Below are 15,431 nucleotides of genomic sequence, written 5' to 3' on the forward strand. Positions count from 1 at the left end.
GTGCAGCACCTGGCGTCCGTGATCCAGCGCAACCGCATGATCGAGGTCCGGCCATCTCTGTGACTGATGTGCGGGCCGCGCTCACCCGGGCCCACCAGGAGGAATGGGCGTGGGTGGTCGCCAGCCTGACCAGGCACTTCGGCGACCTCGACATCGCCGAGGAGGCGACCGCCGAGGCGTTCGCGACCGCCGTGGAGCGCTGGCCGGCCGACGGCGTGCCGCCGAACCCCGGCGCTTGGCTGACCACGACCGCCAACCGCAAGGCCATCGACCGGATCCGGCGCGAGAGCAAGCGCGACGACAAGCACAAGGAGGCCCGGATGTTGCACGACGACACGCCTGCCGAGCCTCTGGGCGCCATCGACGACGAGCGGCTCCGGCTGATCTTCACCTGCTGTCACCCGGCGCTGGCGATGGAGACCCGCGTGGCGCTGACGCTGCGCATGGTCGGCGGGCTCACGGTGCCCGAGATCGCCCGGGCGTTCCTGGTCCAGGAGACCGCGATGGGGCAGCGGATCACCCGGGCCAAGGCGAAGATCAAGGCGGCGCGCATCCCGTACCGGCTGCCCTCCACCGAGGATCTCCCGGCTCGCGTCGCGGGCGTGCTCGCCGTGCTGTTCCTGGTGTTCAACGAGGGCTACCTGGCCACCGGCGCGGACAGCGACCCGGTGCGTCCCGGCCTGACCGCCGAGGCCATCCGGCTCACCCGCCTCATCCGCGCACTGCTCCCGGCGGACGGCGAGGTGGCCGGGCTGCTGGCGCTGATGCTGCTCACCGAGGCCCGGCGGGCCGCCCGGGTCTCCGCGGGCGGCGAGCTGGTCACCCTCGCCGAACAGGACCGCGGCGCGTGGGACCCGGCGTTGATCGCCGAGGGGCACCGGCTGGTCCGGCAGCGGCTGGCAACGGGAGAGGCGCCCGGGCGGTACCAGATCCTCGCCGCGATCAACGCCGTGCACACCTCCGCCCGCGATGTGCGGGACACCGACTGGTCGCAGGTGGTCGCACTGTACGACCAGCTCGTCCGACTGGACCCTTCGCCGGTCGTGGCGCTGAACCGTGCGATCGCGGTCGCCGAGCTCGACGGGCCGGACGTGGCCCTGGCGGCGGTCGACCGCCTGGAGGGCCGGCTGGCCGGCTATCACGCGTTCCATGTGGCCCGCGCCGACCTGCTGCGGCGGCTGGGGCGCGGTCAGCAGGCGCGGGCGGCGTACGACAGGGCGATCGAGCTGGCCGGCAACACCGCCGAGACCGCGTACCTGACCCGCCGCCGCGACCAGCTCGGCTGAGACGCCGAGGGTCCCGGACCGTTGCGCACCGCCCGGGACCCGTTGTTCGTCAGCTGTGCGCGACGTTCAGTCGTTCACGACGTCTCGTTGTGCGCGACGTCAGTTGTTCTCAACCAGCGTGGTGCCGCCGGCGGCGTAGTAGCCGACCTGGCACAGCACCTTCGACGTGCCGCCGATCGAGGCGCGCGGGCCGGTGACGCTGTAGGACGAGCCGCTGCCCATCGGCTTGCAGGTCGCCTTGGCGCGCAGGTGGAAGTACGACGGGTAACCGGTGCAGGGTCCGCCACGGTTCAGTTGCATCAACTGGCACGTGAATCTTGCGATCCATCCCACAGAGAGCGCTCTCTCGAACCGGTGGACCTACGCCCATTGGCGTAGCGCTGGGTCATCGCTGGGCTGATGACGGTGGCGCCGTGGTGGGCCAGAGTCGAGTCATGTCGAACGAACGCACGGTCGAGCGGCCCCGCCGGCCGTCGCCTCGCAGCGGATCGCCTCGCAGTGGGTCGCCGGGCCGCCTGCCGCGCGTGACGCTCGTGGTCGCGGTCGTCGTCAGTCTCGTGCTCGTCTATCCGTACGTCGGCCTCGACGCCTCCGAGAGCCGCCTCGGCGTCAGCGGGACCGTGCACTACGCCACCCTGGTCGCGCACATCTTCACCGCCGCCGTGGCGCTGATCCTCGGCCCGCTGCAGTTCATGGCGCGCGTGCGGGCCCGCCCGCGCGTCCACCGCACCATCGGCCGGGTGTATCTGCTCGCCGGGGTGCTGCCGGCGGCGGTGACCGCGGTGCCGGTCGCGCTGTGGTCGGGCCGTCCGGTGACGCAGGTCGGTCTCACCGTCGCGGCCGTGCTGTGGCTGATCACCGGCGGTCTGGCGTACCGTGCCGCCCGCCGCCGCGACTTCACCGCCCACCGCGAGTGGATGCTGCGCAACTACGCGCTGACGTTCCTCGCCGTGACGGCCCGCGTGCTGGTGCCGCTGCTGCTGCTGATCCGGCTGCCGTTCAGCACGGAGAGCGCCGCGACGCTCGCACCCACCCTGATCCCTTTCGGTCAGACCGCCGGCTGGATCGTCAACCTGGCCGTGGCGGAGGTGTTCATCCGGCGCTTACGCCGGGCCGGCCGGTAGTGTTCGCCGGTGTGGAGCGGCTGGTGCGGCGCGTCGAGGTGGACCCCGGCGCATCGTGGGATCCGGACGCCTGGTGGGCCCTGATCCCCGCGGTGCGGTCCCTGCTGGACCGGGGCCTCAACCTCCCGGCGGGCGTGACCTTCCTCGTCGGCGAGAACGGGTCGGGGAAATCCACCCTCATCGAGGCGCTCGCCCAGGCGTACGGGCTGAATCCGGAAGGCGGCTCCCGCGGCGCCATGCACCGCACCCGCGAGACCGAGGCCCCGCTCGGCGCGCAGCTGCGCTTCGTCCGCACGGCCGGCGCTCGCGGCAACGCGTACTTCCTGCGCGCCGAGACGACCCACGGCCTGTACACCTACCTCGAGTCGCTCGAAGGCTCGCCCGACTGGGACCTGCACGAGCGCAGCCACGGCGAGGGCTTCCTGGCCCTGCTGGAGCGCAAGTTCAACCAGCCCGGCTTCTACCTGATGGACGAGCCGGAGGCGGCCCTGTCCTTCACGTCCACCCTCACCCTCATGTCCCGCCTGGCGACCCTGGCCGAGTCCGGCGCGCAGGTCGTCGTCGCCACCCACTCACCGGTCCTGACCGCGCTGCCGGACGCGACGGTGCTGGAGCTCGGCGAGCACGGCATCCGCCGCACCAGCTGGGCCGACCTCGCCGTCGTCGAGCACTTCCGGGCGTTCCTCGGCCAACCCGACCGGTACCTGCGCCACCTGCTCTGACCGCGCCGACGGCAAGGCCCCGGCGACCGCGGTCGCCGGGGCCTGTTCGTGCAGAGGGTTACTCGGCGCTGCCGTCCTGCGGCACCACGAGCACCACGCGGCGACGGCGCGCCACCAGGAACAGCACCACGCCACCCGCCAGCAGCGCCGCGCCGACCGAGGCGACAAGCCCGGTCTGTGCACCGGTCAGCGGCAGGCCACCGCCCGAGCCGCCGGGGTTCGGGTTGATGACCACCTCGGCCACGTCGTTGCCCGGGTTGGCGTCCGCCGGCGGCTCGGCCGGGTCCCGGAACGGGTTGGTGAACGAGACGGTGCCCGTCGCGTGGGCGATCACCTGCGTGATCTTCAGCTTGAACGCCGTCGTGTACGACGCGCCCGGCTTGAACAGCGACGAGTCGATCCCGCAGTCGTAGAAGCGCTTGCCCGGCACCGGGTCCCAGCCGATGCTGCCGTCGTCCTCCTTCCACCGGGCGATGCAGCCCTCGCCGACCCCGACGACCTCGGTGCCGTCGGGCACGACGAAGTTGAACCTGGCGGCGGGCTCGCCGCCGGTCCGGTACGCGTCCAGCATCGAGACGCCGGTGTTCTTGACGCCGATGTTCACCGTGACCACGCTCCCCACACCACCCGAAGCGGTCGCGCCGATCGTGGCGAGGTCGTGCGAGTTCAGCACGCCGTAGGCAGTGCCCGCATAGTTGTCGTTCTTGTCGATCTCCGGCTGCGCCTTGAGCGACTTGACGACCGGCTCCTGCTGCCGGATCTTGAACTTCTTGCCGGTCGTCGCCTTGGTCGTCTTCGTCTTCGCCTTCGCGAGGACCTCCGGCGGAAGGTCCTCCACGACACTGTCGGCGAGGGCGAGGAAGTCGACGCCCTTCCAGCCGAGCGCATCGGGTGCCACGACGGCACCCATGCCGGGCGTCTCCTTACCGTTCTCGTCGATCGTCACGAACTCCCGGCCCGCGCCGGGCTCGATCGTCCCGTCGACCGGGCACTCGACGATCAGCGGGTACTCGGTCTCGGTGTAGGTGCAGCCCTCGTACTTGAACGGCGCGATGCCCGGGTCGAACATCATCGTCATCGTGGCGCCGGCGGCCGCCCGGTTGCCGGCGTTGACGAACGCCGCCTTCGTGAACAGGACGTCGCCGGGCTTGACCTCGGGAATGGGGGAGACGTACACGGGTGCGGTCACGACGAGGTCGGCACCGTCGGCGATCGTGACCTTGTGCACGGACGCGGGCAGGTCGGGCGCGTTGTCGGCCATCGTGTCCAGCGTGAACGTGCCCTTGTCGCCGACCGCCGCACCCTTGTCGGGGTGCAGGACGAGCACGACGGGCACGGAGGTGAAGTCGGCCTGCGGCAGGTCGCAGACGATCTTCTTCCCGGTCGCCTTGCACTGGTCGTTGCCGTCCGGCACGGCGAACGTCGCGACACCGGCCAGGCCGGTCTGGTCGATCTCGAACCGGGGCTTGACGGCATTGTGCGCGTCGACCCAGACGGTCACGGCCTTGCCGGGCGTGCCGACGGCACCGAGGCCGATGTCGGAGCTGGTGGCCGCGCCGACGGACGGGAAGTCGTCCTCGGCCAGCGCCGACGTCGCCGGCAGCGCCGCGAACACGAGCGCGGACGCGGCGAGCGCGGCGCCGGTCCGGCGAGCCGACAAACGGGACAGAAACGTCATCGCCATCCTCAGGGTTTGGGGGGAACGGCAGGAGCGTAGTGGGACATGAACATCCCTCGCTGTCCCGCTCGGGCTGCCGAACGTGCATGATCGCGTCGGCCGAACGGCCGATTCGCGCAGCTCACCGACCCGGCGAACTGCCTGGCGCGCGGCGGCGCCGTCGTGGAGCATGCCGAGCGTGACGGTGAGTGAGTTCCGGACGGCGTCCGGGGCGCGGCTGCGGCCGGTGGCGGAGCGGGCCGGGGACCTCAACTGGTTGCTGCTGCCCGGCGGGCCCGGCATCGGGTCGGAGAGCCTGCACGGTCTGGCGGAGGCGGCCGGTGTACCGGGTGTGACGTGGCTGGTCGACCTGCCCGGCGACGGCTCGAACATGGTCGGCGGCGAACCCTTCGCCCGCTGGCCGGGGGTGCTGGTCGAGGCGGCCCAGGCGTTGCCGCGGGCCGTGTTCGTCGGGCACTCCACCGGCGGGATGTACCTGCTGTCGGTGCCGGAGCTGGAGCCGCTGCTGGCCGGGCTCGTGCTGGTCAGCTCGGCACCGCACGCCGGTTGGCTCGCCGACTTCGAGCGGATGGTCGGGGAACATCTGCTGCCCGCCGTCGACGCGGCCGGCGCGGCGTACGAGGCCGACCCCACCGACGAAAACCTGCGCCGGCTCACGGTGGCGTCCGCGCCGTGGAACTTCACGCCGGCCGGGATGGCCGCCGGCGCCGAGATGCTGGCCCGGATGCCGTACAACACCGCGGCCGTGGACTGGTCGGCCCGGCACTTCGGCAGCACGTACGAGCTGCGGTGGTGGCCGGCGGCCGTGCCGACCCTGATCGTCAGCGGCGCCCAGGACCGGATCGTCACGCAGCGGCTGTGGGACGAACTGCTGCCCCGCCTGCTCGCCGAGCACGTCGACGTCAACCTGGTCAGCCGGCGCGGCTCCACCCCGATGTGCGACGCCGTCGTCCACAACGCCCCGGCCGACCTGATCGAGACCCTGAGCCAGGCCGGCGCGATTCCCCACCTGTCCCGCCTCGACCCACGCACCTGGCCCGTTCAGGCGCGAGAGCAGGAGGTGGTCACTGGTCGACGGTGAAGATGACGGAGCGGCCCGCCGCGGCGGCGTGCTGGTAGAAGTCGCGGACGTCCTGCAGGTAGGACCACGTGTATTCGAAGTCGTCGTCGTCCAGCACGCCCTGGTAGTCGTCGGGGTCGATGCGGTGGTAGCGGTCGCGGAGCCAGGTCTCGTCCACGGTGCGCAGGGCCTCGGCGACCTTGACGACGTCGGCGACGAGGATGTGGGCGACGACGTACTCCTCGCCCTCGTAGTGGTGGCGGCCGCCGAGCACGGTCAGCGGGAGCGGGCCGCCGTCGCGGTAGGCGATGTCCAGCGTGCCGTCGCCGAGGCAGCGGTGCATGGCGTCCCACGCCTTGTCGGTCTCGCACAGCCACTCGTCGTCCCACGCCGCTTCGACGGCGTGGACGAACGCACGGACCTCGGCGTCGTCGCGCGTGGCGGTGAGCGCCGCCTCCTGCGCGGCGGTCAGCGCGAAGAACACCCCACGGCAGCCCATGGCGGATGATCTTAGGTCTCGATGCCGCGGCGGTCATCCGGCAGATGGCTGTGGAACTTTCGATGGCGGGCACGCTGCGCGGGGGTGACGGCACGCTGTACCACCGCTGCTCCAGCGGCGTGGTCGGGCCGTGGCGGCCTGCTCCGCCGCTGGTCGGCGGCGGACGGCGGCGGCTGGCGGTTCGGCTGGAACGGCGTTCGGCGGACAGCTGGCTGCTGTAGGGTCACCGCCGTGCGGGGGAGGGTCGTGAGCGTCTGGCGGCATCCGCTGGTGCGGTTCGTGGCGTTCGCGGGGCTCGGGTTCGGGTTCGACGTCGGGCTGCTGCTGGTGTTGAAGGCGGCGACGCCGCTGCCGGCGTTCGCGTGCGTGACGATCGCGTTCTGGGCCACGTACGCCGTGAACTTCGTGCTCAACCGGTACTTCACCTTCGACGCGAGCCATCGGGCGGTGGGGCCGCAGGTCGCGAGGTTCGTCGTGCAGGTGCTGGGGGACTACGCGCTGACCGTCGGGGCGGTTCTCGGGTTGCAGGCGCTCGGCGTGCACCTCGCTGTCGGCCGGGTCGCCGCGGGTGGCACCACGCTGGTGTTCAACTACGTGATGTACCGGTGGTGGACGTTCCACCGGCCGGTGGCCGGCGGCAGTGAACAGGACGCCGAGCAGGCCGTCGCGGCGGCGTCCGGTGGTGCCTCGGCCGGCTGAGAAAGCCGGGCGGTTCGTGGTGCGGGCGGGCGGGTACCCCGGTAGGTGTCGGGACGTCGACGTACGGAGGACGACCATGCTGCCGAAGATGATCGCCCGGTGGGCGGTCGCCGCGATCGCGGTGCCCCTCGCGATCGCCGGTGCCAGGAAGGTCAGCGAACGGATCGAGGCCCGCCGCGGCACGACCCGCACCACCCGCCTGCTCCGCAAGGGTGTGGCCACCGCGGAGCGGTTGACCGGCCGCAAGCGCCGCCGCCTGGCCTGGTAGCCGCCTCAGGCGCGCCGCCGGCCGCCGGAGCCGGGTCGCGGCGACGTGGTGCGGGAATTCATGGCAGCGTGGCGGCGATGCCGAGGGCGAGCTCGATGGCGCGGGCGGCCAGCGGGGAGTGGGTGCGGCCGGCGCGCCACAGCAGGTAGATCTCGCGGGGCGGGAACGCCGGGTCCAGCTCGTGCACGGCCAGCGAGTCGTCGACCCTGCTGAGCGCCAGCCGCGGCAGGACGGCGGAGCCGATGCCCGCTCGTACCATCGACAACACCGCGTCGTTGCCGGCGCTGCGGAACACGATGCGGGGGTGGACGCCGGCGCGGGCGAAGGCGGCCTCGATCCGGGGCTGGTCGCAGTCGGCGGGCCACGCGACCATCGGGGCGAGGTGCAGGCCGGCCAGCGGCACGACACCGTCGGGGAAGTCGCCGCGGCGGGCGACCAGCACGTACGGGTCGTCGAGCAGCTTGCGGTGCTCGACGTCGCCGTCGGTGCGGCCGTCGTAGAACATGAGGTCCACGTCGTCGACGCGGGGCGGGTCGCTCTCCTCCTCGAACAGCCGGATGTCGCAGGCCGGGAACTCCTCGCGCAGCGCGACGACGAGCCGCGGCAGGAGCGCGATCGACAGGCTCTGGAACGTGCCGATGTCGATGCGGCCGTCGCCGGCGCGGAAGCGGTCGATGGCGTCGACCATGGCGTGCGTCCGGGTCAGCAGGTCGCGCCCGTGGGTCAGCACGACCTGGCCGAGCGGGGTGAGCCGCACCGGCCGGGGCCCGCCGGGGCGGTCGAACACGGCGCCGCCGACGGTCTTCTCGAGGGCGGCGATCTGCTGGCTGACCGTCGACTGCGTGTAGCCGAGACGGGCGGCGGCCCTGCTGAACGAGCCCTCGTCGACGACGGCCGTCATGGTGGCGAGGTGCCGCAGTTCGATGTCGGTCACGACGCCGAGTGTATATCGGTACAGTCGATGGATAGCATCATGAACGATCGCTTTTCAGCATGGAGAAGCGAAACTAGCGTGATCGGCATGAGCACCTTCGTACTGATCCACGGCGCGGGAGACTCGGGCTGGTCCTGGCACCTCGTCGCGGATGCGCTGCGCGCCCGTGGGCACGACGCGGTCACGCCGGACCTGCCCGAGGGTGAGGGCGCCGACCTCACGACCTACGCCGACGCGGTCGTCGAAGCGGCCGGCGACCGGCGGGACCTGGTTGTCGTGGGCCACTCGTTCGGCGCGTTCACCGCACCGCTCGTCGCGGACCGGATCGGCGCCGACGCGCTCGTGCTCGTCGCCGGCATGATCCCCGTGCCCGGCGAGCGGCCCGGCGACTGGGGCGGCGGCGCCGGCTACCGGGACGCCGTCCGGGAGCAGGCCGCGCGCGACGGTGGGCGCACCGGCAACGACGACCCCGATGTCTGCTTCTACCACGACGTGCCCCGCGACCTCGCCGAGGAGGCGAAGCGCCGGGAGCGCGCGCACCCGTCGGAGACCGCGGCCGCGGAGCCCTGGCCGTTGGCCGCGTGGCCGGCGGTACCGACGCGATTCCTGCTGTGTGTCCAGGATCGGTGTTTCCCGCCCGGCCTCTTCCGGCGGCTGGTGCCTGAGCGGCTCGGCATCACGCCCGACGAGATCGACGCCGGGCACTGCGTCGCGCTGAGTCGGCCGGTGGAGCTCGCCGACCGCCTGCACGGGTACGCGCCGTGACCCGGGCGGCGATCTGGCTCCCGCTGTTCGACGCCCTCGCCGATCCCCTCGTCGCGGCGAGGCTCGCCGCTGAGGCGGAGGAGGCCGGCTGGGACGGCTGTTTCGTCTGGGACCACATCCGCTGGCGCGAGCCGATCCGGCAGGCCGCGGACCCGTGGATCACCCTCGCCGCGATCGCCGCCGGTACTGAACGGCTGCGGCTCGGACCGATGGTCACGCCGCTGCCGCGGCGCCGGCCGGCGAAGGTGGCTCGCGAGACCGCGACCCTCGACCGGCTCAGCGGCGGGCGGCTCACGCTGGGCGTCGGGCTCGGCGGCGATCGGTTCGGCGGGGAGCTGTCCCGGTTCGGCGAGCAGGTCGACGACCGGCTGCGCGGGCAGATGCTCGACGAGGCCCTCGACATCCTCACCGCCGCTTGGTCCGGCGAGCCCGTCCGCCACCGCGGCGCGCACTACGTCGTCGACGACGTCGTGTTCCTCCCGCGACCGGTGCAGCGGCCCGGCGTGCCGGTGTGGGTGGCCGCCATGCCGGGCAGCGTGAAGCCGCTCCGGCGGGCGGCCCGCCACCAGGGTTTCTTCCCGGTCAACCTCCAGCACGCGGACGAACTCGCCGAGGCCCTCACGAAGATGACGGTGCCGGACGACGTCGCGGTCGCCCTGCCGCCGGGTGCGGATCCCGCCGCGTACGTCGAGGCGGGCGCCACCTGGCTGCTGACCGAGTTCGACGCCGAGGCGCTGTCCCTGGACCACGTGCGCGGCGTGATCGGCGACGGCCCGCCCGCTTGAAACCGGTTGAGATCAAGTGCGAGTGGTCATGGGCACATCACCGCCGTATGGTGTTGCGGTGACCGAACGTGTGGCGAACCCGCAGCGTGGCGCAGCGACCAAGCGCGCCAGCAGCAGCATCCAGGTGGACAAGTCCAAGGCCGCGAAGCGCGCGGCGGCGAAGGCCGCCCGGGCCAAGGCGGTGGCGGCGGAGAAGCGCCGACGGGTGCTGAGCATGATCGGAGCGGCGCTTGCGGTGCTGCTCGTCGTGGGCGGGATCGTCTGGTTCTCGCAGTCCGGTGACGACGACCCGTCGACGCCCGCGGCCGGCACGAACAGCAGCGCCGGCGCTACTCAGGATCCCGCTCAGGGCGCGACGGACGCGGCCTTCCCGCCGCTGCCCGACGGCGCCGACCCGGCGCTGAAGACGAAGCCGACCGTGACCGGCGGTACCGGGGCCGTCACGAAGCTGGTCTCGACCACGCTGGTCGAGGGCAAGGGCGCGGCCGTGCAGGCGGGGCAGACCATCACCGCCAACTACGTCGGCGTCACCTACGCCGACGGCAAGGAGTTCGACGCGTCCTGGAACCGGTCGCAGCCCCTCGAATTCCAGGTCGGCGCCGGCAGGGTCATCAAGGGCTGGGACGACGGCCTCGTCGGAGTCAAGGTCGGCAGCCGGGTCCAGCTCGACATCCCGGCCGCGATGGCGTACGGCGACAACCCCGAGGGCGGCAGGCCCGCCGGCGCCCTGCGGTTCGTCGTGGACGTGCTCGCCGCCGCGTAAGGCCCCACCCCAGCGTGTGCACATCGCGCACAAACGGACATGCATCAACTACCGTCGATCTTGCGAGTCTGCCTACAGTCCTCCTCTTGTACCTCGACGAGGAGGGGAGAGCACGTGGTGCTTCGCAGGCTCGTGGGCGCGGCGACCGTCGCGGTCATGGTGGGGTCGGTCGGGCTGGCAGTACCTGCCGCCGCCGCCCCCACCATCAGCACACCGAAACAGCTGACCAAGGCCGTGACGCTGCCCGGCGTCCTGCGGCACCTGCTCGCGTTCCAACTGATCGGCGACCTCAACGGCGGCAACCGCGCGTCCGGGATGCCCGGGCACAAGCGCAGCGCCGACTACGTCGCCGCCCTCCTGCAGCACGCCGGCTACCAGGTCACCCGGCAGCCGTTCCAGTTCAACTTCTGCGACGAGTCGAGCTCGTCCTTCGCGCAGACCGCGCCGGCGGCCACGACGTACGTCGAAGGCACCGACTACGACGTCATGACCTGCTCCGGCTCCGGTGATGTCACCGCCGCCGTCGTCCCTGTCGACCTGAACCTGGCAGAGCCCCGGGTCGCCGTCACCTCCGGCTGCGAGGCCACCGACTTCACCGCCGCCGTCACCGGCAAGATCGCGCTGATGCAGCGCGGCGGCTGTCCGTTCGGCACCAAGGTCGCCAACGCCGAGGCGGCGGGCGCCGCCGGCGCGATCGTCATGAACCAGGGCAACGGCGACCGGGCCACCGCACCCGACCGGTACTCGCTGCTGCTCGGCACCCTCGGCAGCCCGGTCGGGATCCCGGCCGTCGGGGTCTCGTACGACACCGGCGCCGCCTTCTCGACCACCGCCGGCCTCACCGCCCACCTCACCACCTCCACCACCGCCGAGATCCGCGACACCGAGAACGTCATCGCGGAGACCAAGGGCGGCAACGCGGGCAACGTCGTCATGGCCGGCTCCCACCTGGACTCCGTGCCCGAGGGCAACGGCATCAACGACAACGGCAGCGGCAGCGCCGCCCTGCTCGAGGTCGCCCTCCAGATGGCCCGCAGCAAGCCGGTCAACAAGGTCCGCTTCGCGTGGTGGGGCGCCGAGGAGGCCAGCCTCGTCGGCTCGACCTTCTACGTCAACAGCCTCACCCCGGCGCAGCAGGCGCAGATCAAGCTCTACCTCAACTTCGACATGATCGCCTCGCCGAACTACCAGTTCGGCGTCTACGACGGCGACGACTCCGCGGCCGCCGGCGCCGGCCCCGGCCCGGCCGGCTCCGCCCAGATCGAGGCCCTCTTCGAGGCGTTCTTCGCATCCCGCGGCCAGCAGACGAACGCCGCCGACTTCACCGGCCGCTCCGACTACGGCCCGTTCATCGCCGCGGGCGTGAACATCCCCGCGGGCGGCCTCTTCACCGGCGCGGAGGTCATCAAGACCGCCGCGGACGTCGCCAAGTTCGGCGGCGTGGCCGGCGTCGCCTACGACCCCTGCTACCACAAGGCGTGCGACGACCTGTTCCGCGTCACGCAGAAGGGCGGCGACCCGGCCCTCTACGCCCAGCTGCGCAGCATGTACACCCTCGTCGGCAACGTCAACACGTTCGCCCTCGACACGAACGCCGACGCGATCGCGACCGCCGTGATCACCTACGCGTTCGACACGTCGTCCATCCCGCCGCGCACCACGACCACCGCCGCGGCCCGGTCCTCGATCTCCTCCACCTCGATCTGACCCGGTTCGGGCGCCGGTCAGCCGGCCGGCGCCCGTCAACCACCGAACCGGCGGTGCCGAGCGGCGTAGGAGCGAGGTCAGCCGCCGAAGCGGCGGTGCCGAGCAGCGTAGGACCGCAGCGCCCGCAGGAAGTCGACCTTACGGAAGCCCGGCCAGTACACGTCGCAGAAGTACAGCTCCGAGTACGCGGCCTGCCACAGCAGGAACCCCGACATGCGATGCTCGCCGCTGGTGCGGATGACCAGGTCGGGATCGGGCAGCCCGCCGGTGTAGAGACGCTGGGCGATCTGCTCCACGCTCAACGTCTGTGCGATGTCGTCGACGGTACGACCAGCGAGCGCCTCCTGCTCCAACAGCGCCCTGACCGCCGCGACGATCTCCTCCCGCCCGTCGTACCCGATGGCGATCGTCAGCCCGAACGGCGCCCCGCTGTCCCTGGTGGACTCCTCGGCCAGCTTCAACGCGTGCCGGGTCGAGTCGGGCAACACGTCCAACCGGCCGGCCAGATGCACCCGCCACGGACTCGCCGGCCGCCGCAACCGCTCGGCGACGACCTCCTCGATCATCCGCATCAGGTTCCCGACCTCGCCGGCGTCACGCTTACGGACGTTGTCGACCGACGCCACGAACACCGTCACGTGCTGGATGCCGAGCTCCGCGCACCAGCCGAGCACCTCGTCGAGATGCTCCGCGCCGTACCGGTGCCCGACCCTGGGGTCGTCGAACCCCATCTGCCGCGCCCACCGCCGGTTACCGTCCATGACCATCGCGACGTGCCGCGGCAGCCGCCCACCGGCCAGCCGCCGGCTCAATCGGCGCGCGTACAGCCCGTACACCGCGCCCCGTACTGACTCGAACATACCCGCATCAAACCGCCCCGCCGCCCCGCGAGCGCCGCCTGCACAGCATCTTCACGCCTTCACCACACCGGCCTCCGGCGCGCCGCCGCGCAGGTCAGGACCGGCGAGGCTGGTTGATACCGGAGGGCGCGTCGCCGGTGTACGTACGGTCGACGTCGCCATCGTGATCCAGGTCCTCGTACGGAATCCGACGCACACGCCATCACGCACAGGCGACGCAGGTACGGGCGAACGGCCGGATCGCGAGGCGACCAGCGGGGATCGGCCGGCCACAGCGCTCGCAGATGCCGTATTCACCCGAGTCCAGCCGCGCCAGTGCCTCGTCCAGGTCAGCCAGCCGGCGCCGGGTCGCCTCGAGAACAGCCGCGAGCTGCGCCCGCTCGTAGGCGATCGTGCTCCCCTCCGGATCGTGCTCATCGTCGGCGTTGGAGTCCTGACTCGCCTCGAACACGGCGCGCAGGTCCGCCTCGAGCCTGTCCACCTCGCCGGCGACAGCCGAACGTGCCTGCTCCAGGCCAGCCCGGGTATCGTCGTCGGCCACGCCCCTACGGTACTTCGCTCAGCGTGCAGCACGAGGTCGGTGGCAGATCCGGATGGCGATGGTGCATCGGCGCTTCTGGTACTACCGGGTCAGCGCCCGCCTGATCCGTTCGTATTTCGCGGCAATCTCGGGCGCGGCGAGCATGTCGTTGTCATCGGACACCTCAATGGCGAAGTCGACCCAGTCGATGCACCAGATGGCCAGTTCGTACAGCTCGCCGGGCTGGCCTGTCTCCTGGAAGGTGATCCACTGCTCGAGGGCGTCCATGATGTTGCAGAGCGGGAAGTCCATGTCGTCAACGGTGAGGACACCCTGATTGATTCGGATCCAGAACCTGCGGAGCTCGTCCGGGCTGCCGTCAGTACGCGGTCGTATGCGTCAGCGAGTGCCAGCCGCCCCTGTTCGTCGAGGTCCTGCTTGGTGACGAGTCCTGGTTGCATGATGCCCCGAGTGAGAAGAACGATGGTCTCCTCGCCGAAGGCGCGAAGGTTCCCCTCGCTGGCGTCTGCGATCAGATGTTGAATGACCGCATCCAGCGTCTCGAAATTCACCGCCGCAGCCTAGATGACGTCCGATGCCGATCATGGGCCTGTTCGCGGTGTGCGGCATGATTGGCGTTCATGAGCTCCACCGATCCGTACCTGACCATCACAGAACCGACGTTTGCGGTGCGGCTTTTTCTCGATTCGACAATTGACACCGAGGAGTCGGTGGCGAACGTCGACGCCTTCGTCGATCTTCCTGACGGCTCCAGCTGGGCGCTCACGATCGTGACTGTCGATGAGGTCCGCCGCCTGCTCGCGTTGTGGAAGGAGACCGGCGAAGTCGCAGACGGCAGCTACTTCTGGGCCGTCGACCAGCTGATCGTGCCGGAACCGGGCGTGTCGGCCATGACCCGAGCGATTCGTGAACTCGTCCGCAGCGGCGAGATCGCCGTCGTTGGTGTCCGATGTAAGGATTCGGACTGACCCGCTGAGGGCAGCTCACAAGGGTGATGGTTCGAGCAGGACCCCTGGGAGTTCATCGTCTTCGCGCCCGACCAGGGACGTCCGGTGATACCTCGCGCAACAGCTTGCCGGCAAGACGACCAGATGCACTGAGTTCGGGGACCTACGATCGGCCAAGCACCTCATCGTGGACGTTCTGATCGGTTGGCTACTTCTTGGGCCTGGGCGGGAGGCGCTGCTGGCAGGCCTCATGGGCCGCGATGAAGGCGGCGTCGTCGGTGTCGGCGAGGACTCTGAATCGGTCTGTGAGCTCGATGTTGCCGTCCTCGTCCGGGTCGGGGAAGTCCGGGAAGCCGTGCTCGCGCATGCAGGTGACATAGTCGCGGGTCTTGGCGAGGTCCTCGGCGCTCGCTGGGGGCACGTCGGAGAAAGCCACCTTCCAGTCCCGCACGAGCGGGCGGCACGGCTCGGGTGGCAGCCAGTCACCCGTCGACTCGGGCGGGAAGCTCCAGCGGCCGCGGTCGTCCTTCACCGGGTCGGGGAACGTGGGGAACCCGTTGGCGCGCATGCACTCCGCCAGCCTGATCGCGGCGGCCTGATTCGAGCTGGGCGTGGGGGACGGACCGGCGGCCGTGTTGGTGGCCGGGGTGCCGGTGCAGGCGGCGAGGGTCAGGATCGTGAGCCCGGCGGTGACAAGCGTGCGCAGTGTCATGGCTCAACAGTCGCGGAATCCGCTCGTGGGGTCGTCCCCGAAAGTGGGCTGATGGCACCCACGTTCAGGGGTGGTTGCGGC

The 15,431-nt window shown here is 71.2% G+C and carries 20 protein-coding genes; 12 read left to right on the plus strand and 8 right to left on the minus strand.

The features are described 5' to 3' along the window. Positions 1 to 59 precede the first annotated feature (59 nt). Positions 60 to 1,286, plus strand: coding sequence for an RNA polymerase sigma factor (locus ACQEVZ_RS40845; RefSeq protein WP_433377599.1), 1,227 nt, complete (start codon positions 60 to 62; stop codon positions 1,284 to 1,286). A gap of 99 nt (positions 1,287 to 1,385) precedes the next feature. On the opposite strand, the gene ACQEVZ_RS40850 is transcribed toward ACQEVZ_RS40845, so the two are convergent. Then, a complete protein-coding gene (locus ACQEVZ_RS40850; RefSeq protein ID WP_433377602.1) occupies positions 1,386 to 1,586 on the minus strand; it encodes a hypothetical protein in 201 nt (66 codons plus the stop codon). A gap of 134 nt (positions 1,587 to 1,720) precedes the next feature. On the opposite strand from ACQEVZ_RS40850, the gene ACQEVZ_RS40855 reads away from it, so the two are divergent. Together ACQEVZ_RS40855 and ACQEVZ_RS40860 are read left to right on the plus strand one after the other, a co-directional pair. Next, a complete protein-coding gene (locus ACQEVZ_RS40855; RefSeq protein ID WP_433377605.1) occupies positions 1,721 to 2,410 on the plus strand; it encodes a DUF2306 domain-containing protein in 690 nt (229 codons plus the stop codon). 23 nt (positions 2,411 to 2,433) lie between these two features. After that, positions 2,434 to 3,132: an AAA family ATPase gene (locus tag ACQEVZ_RS40860; RefSeq protein ID WP_433377608.1), complete on the plus strand. Its 699-nt coding sequence runs from the start codon at positions 2,434 to 2,436 to the stop codon at positions 3,130 to 3,132. Between the two features lie 58 nt (positions 3,133 to 3,190). Here ACQEVZ_RS40860 and ACQEVZ_RS40865 read toward each other — a convergent pair whose 3' ends face one another. Then, positions 3,191 to 4,810: an LPXTG cell wall anchor domain-containing protein gene (locus tag ACQEVZ_RS40865; RefSeq protein ID WP_433377611.1), complete on the minus strand. Its 1,620-nt coding sequence runs from the start codon at positions 4,808 to 4,810 to the stop codon at positions 3,191 to 3,193. A 178-nt stretch (positions 4,811 to 4,988) separates the two neighbouring features. Here ACQEVZ_RS40865 and ACQEVZ_RS40870 point away from each other — a divergent pair, with 178 nt between their 5' ends. Beyond that, positions 4,989 to 5,891 carry a hypothetical protein gene (locus tag ACQEVZ_RS40870; RefSeq protein WP_433377614.1) on the plus strand — a complete coding sequence of 301 codons (903 nt, stop codon included), beginning with the start codon at positions 4,989 to 4,991 and terminating at the stop codon, positions 5,889 to 5,891. On the opposite strand, the gene ACQEVZ_RS40875 is transcribed toward ACQEVZ_RS40870, so the two are convergent. Then, positions 5,875 to 6,369 carry a YfbM family protein gene (locus tag ACQEVZ_RS40875; protein ID WP_433377617.1) on the minus strand — a complete coding sequence of 165 codons (495 nt, stop codon included), beginning with the start codon at positions 6,367 to 6,369 and terminating at the stop codon, positions 5,875 to 5,877. The two genes, ACQEVZ_RS40870 and ACQEVZ_RS40875, sit on opposite strands and share 17 nt — an antisense overlap. Before the next feature lie 44 nt (positions 6,370 to 6,413). On the opposite strand from ACQEVZ_RS40875, the gene ACQEVZ_RS40880 reads away from it, so the two are divergent. From ACQEVZ_RS40880 to ACQEVZ_RS40890, 3 genes are all read left to right on the plus strand, one after another. Then, positions 6,414 to 6,590 carry a hypothetical protein gene (locus ACQEVZ_RS40880; RefSeq protein ID WP_433377620.1) on the plus strand — a complete coding sequence of 59 codons (177 nt, stop codon included), beginning with the start codon at positions 6,414 to 6,416 and terminating at the stop codon, positions 6,588 to 6,590. A gap of 10 nt (positions 6,591 to 6,600) precedes the next feature. Beyond that, the gene (locus ACQEVZ_RS40885) at positions 6,601 to 7,068 is read left to right on the plus strand and encodes a GtrA family protein (RefSeq protein WP_344507456.1); all 468 of its coding nucleotides are present in this window, start codon (positions 6,601 to 6,603) and stop codon (positions 7,066 to 7,068) included. A 76-nt stretch (positions 7,069 to 7,144) separates the two neighbouring features. Next, entirely contained in the window at positions 7,145 to 7,336 is a 192-nt protein-coding gene (locus ACQEVZ_RS40890) for a hypothetical protein (RefSeq protein ID WP_433377624.1), read from the plus strand. A 58-nt stretch (positions 7,337 to 7,394) separates the two neighbouring features. Here ACQEVZ_RS40890 and ACQEVZ_RS40895 read toward each other — a convergent pair whose 3' ends face one another. After that, positions 7,395 to 8,270, minus strand: a complete 876-nt coding sequence (locus ACQEVZ_RS40895; protein ID WP_433377627.1) for a LysR family transcriptional regulator — start codon at positions 8,268 to 8,270, stop codon at positions 7,395 to 7,397. Between the two features lie 87 nt (positions 8,271 to 8,357). On the opposite strand from ACQEVZ_RS40895, the gene ACQEVZ_RS40900 reads away from it, so the two are divergent. The 4 genes from ACQEVZ_RS40900 to ACQEVZ_RS40915 all read left to right on the plus strand — a co-directional run bounded on the left by ACQEVZ_RS40900 (position 8,358) and on the right by ACQEVZ_RS40915 (position 12,290). Then, positions 8,358 to 9,035 (plus strand): alpha/beta fold hydrolase, encoded by a 678-nt coding sequence (locus ACQEVZ_RS40900; protein ID WP_344507462.1) that lies wholly within the window; start codon positions 8,358 to 8,360, stop codon positions 9,033 to 9,035. Beyond that, on the plus strand, positions 9,032 to 9,820 hold the full coding sequence (locus ACQEVZ_RS40905; protein ID WP_433377630.1) for an LLM class flavin-dependent oxidoreductase: 789 nt from the start codon (positions 9,032 to 9,034) through the stop codon (positions 9,818 to 9,820). The genes ACQEVZ_RS40900 and ACQEVZ_RS40905 overlap by 4 nt, the downstream gene beginning before the upstream one ends. Positions 9,821 to 9,878: 58 nt before the next feature. Next, positions 9,879 to 10,583 carry an FKBP-type peptidyl-prolyl cis-trans isomerase gene (locus ACQEVZ_RS40910; protein ID WP_344507466.1) on the plus strand — a complete coding sequence of 235 codons (705 nt, stop codon included), beginning with the start codon at positions 9,879 to 9,881 and terminating at the stop codon, positions 10,581 to 10,583. A 114-nt stretch (positions 10,584 to 10,697) separates the two neighbouring features. Then, entirely contained in the window at positions 10,698 to 12,290 is a 1,593-nt protein-coding gene (locus ACQEVZ_RS40915; RefSeq protein WP_433377633.1) for a M28 family peptidase, read from the plus strand. 77 nt (positions 12,291 to 12,367) lie between these two features. Here the strand turns inward: ACQEVZ_RS40915 and uppS are convergent, their stop codons facing one another. From uppS to ACQEVZ_RS40930, 3 genes are all read right to left on the minus strand, one after another. Continuing rightward, positions 12,368 to 13,150: a polyprenyl diphosphate synthase gene (uppS, locus tag ACQEVZ_RS40920; RefSeq protein ID WP_344507468.1), complete on the minus strand. Its 783-nt coding sequence runs from the start codon at positions 13,148 to 13,150 to the stop codon at positions 12,368 to 12,370. Positions 13,151 to 13,352: 202 nt separating this feature from the next. Continuing rightward, complete coding sequence (locus tag ACQEVZ_RS40925) at positions 13,353 to 13,691, minus strand: TraR/DksA family transcriptional regulator (protein ID WP_433377636.1); 339 nt, start codon at positions 13,689 to 13,691, stop codon at positions 13,353 to 13,355. 81 nt (positions 13,692 to 13,772) lie between these two features. Continuing rightward, a complete protein-coding gene (locus ACQEVZ_RS40930) occupies positions 13,773 to 13,982 on the minus strand; it encodes a hypothetical protein (RefSeq protein WP_433377639.1) in 210 nt (69 codons plus the stop codon). Positions 13,983 to 14,311: 329 nt separating this feature from the next. On the opposite strand from ACQEVZ_RS40930, the gene ACQEVZ_RS40935 reads away from it, so the two are divergent. After that, positions 14,312 to 14,659: a hypothetical protein gene (locus tag ACQEVZ_RS40935; protein ID WP_433377642.1), complete on the plus strand. Its 348-nt coding sequence runs from the start codon at positions 14,312 to 14,314 to the stop codon at positions 14,657 to 14,659. Between the two features lie 187 nt (positions 14,660 to 14,846). Here the strand turns inward: ACQEVZ_RS40935 and ACQEVZ_RS40940 are convergent, their stop codons facing one another. Beyond that, complete coding sequence (locus tag ACQEVZ_RS40940) at positions 14,847 to 15,350, minus strand: hypothetical protein (RefSeq protein ID WP_433377645.1); 504 nt, start codon at positions 15,348 to 15,350, stop codon at positions 14,847 to 14,849. Positions 15,351 to 15,431: the final 81 nt, after the last annotated feature.

This window comes from Dactylosporangium sp. CA-152071, assembly GCF_050936335.1.
GTDB lineage: Bacteria > Actinomycetota > Actinomycetes > Mycobacteriales > Micromonosporaceae > Dactylosporangium > Dactylosporangium maewongense.

Bases quoted from the DNA above. Each gene is read 5' to 3' on its own strand.
- ACQEVZ_RS40850 (WP_433377602.1), bottom strand. From the start codon at position 1,586: ATGCAACTGAACCGTGGCGGACCCTGCACCGGTTACCCGTCGTACTTC.
- ACQEVZ_RS40855 (WP_433377605.1), top strand. From the start codon at position 1,721: ATGTCGAACGAACGCACGGTCGAGCGGCCCCGCCGGCCGTCGCCTCGC.
- ACQEVZ_RS40865 (WP_433377611.1), bottom strand. From the start codon at position 4,810: ATGACGTTTCTGTCCCGTTTGTCGGCTCGCCGGACCGGCGCCGCGCTC.
- ACQEVZ_RS40875 (WP_433377617.1), bottom strand. From the start codon at position 6,369: ATGGGCTGCCGTGGGGTGTTCTTCGCGCTGACCGCCGCGCAGGAGGCG.
- ACQEVZ_RS40880 (WP_433377620.1), top strand. From the start codon at position 6,414: ATGGCTGTGGAACTTTCGATGGCGGGCACGCTGCGCGGGGGTGACGGC.
- ACQEVZ_RS40890 (WP_433377624.1), top strand. From the start codon at position 7,145: ATGCTGCCGAAGATGATCGCCCGGTGGGCGGTCGCCGCGATCGCGGTG.
- ACQEVZ_RS40900 (WP_344507462.1), top strand. From the start codon at position 8,358: ATGAGCACCTTCGTACTGATCCACGGCGCGGGAGACTCGGGCTGGTCC.
- uppS (WP_344507468.1), bottom strand. From the start codon at position 13,150: ATGTTCGAGTCAGTACGGGGCGCGGTGTACGGGCTGTACGCGCGCCGA.
- ACQEVZ_RS40930 (WP_433377639.1), bottom strand. From the start codon at position 13,982: ATGGACTTCCCGCTCTGCAACATCATGGACGCCCTCGAGCAGTGGATC.
- ACQEVZ_RS40935 (WP_433377642.1), top strand. From the start codon at position 14,312: ATGAGCTCCACCGATCCGTACCTGACCATCACAGAACCGACGTTTGCG.
- ACQEVZ_RS40940 (WP_433377645.1), bottom strand. From the start codon at position 15,350: ATGACACTGCGCACGCTTGTCACCGCCGGGCTCACGATCCTGACCCTC.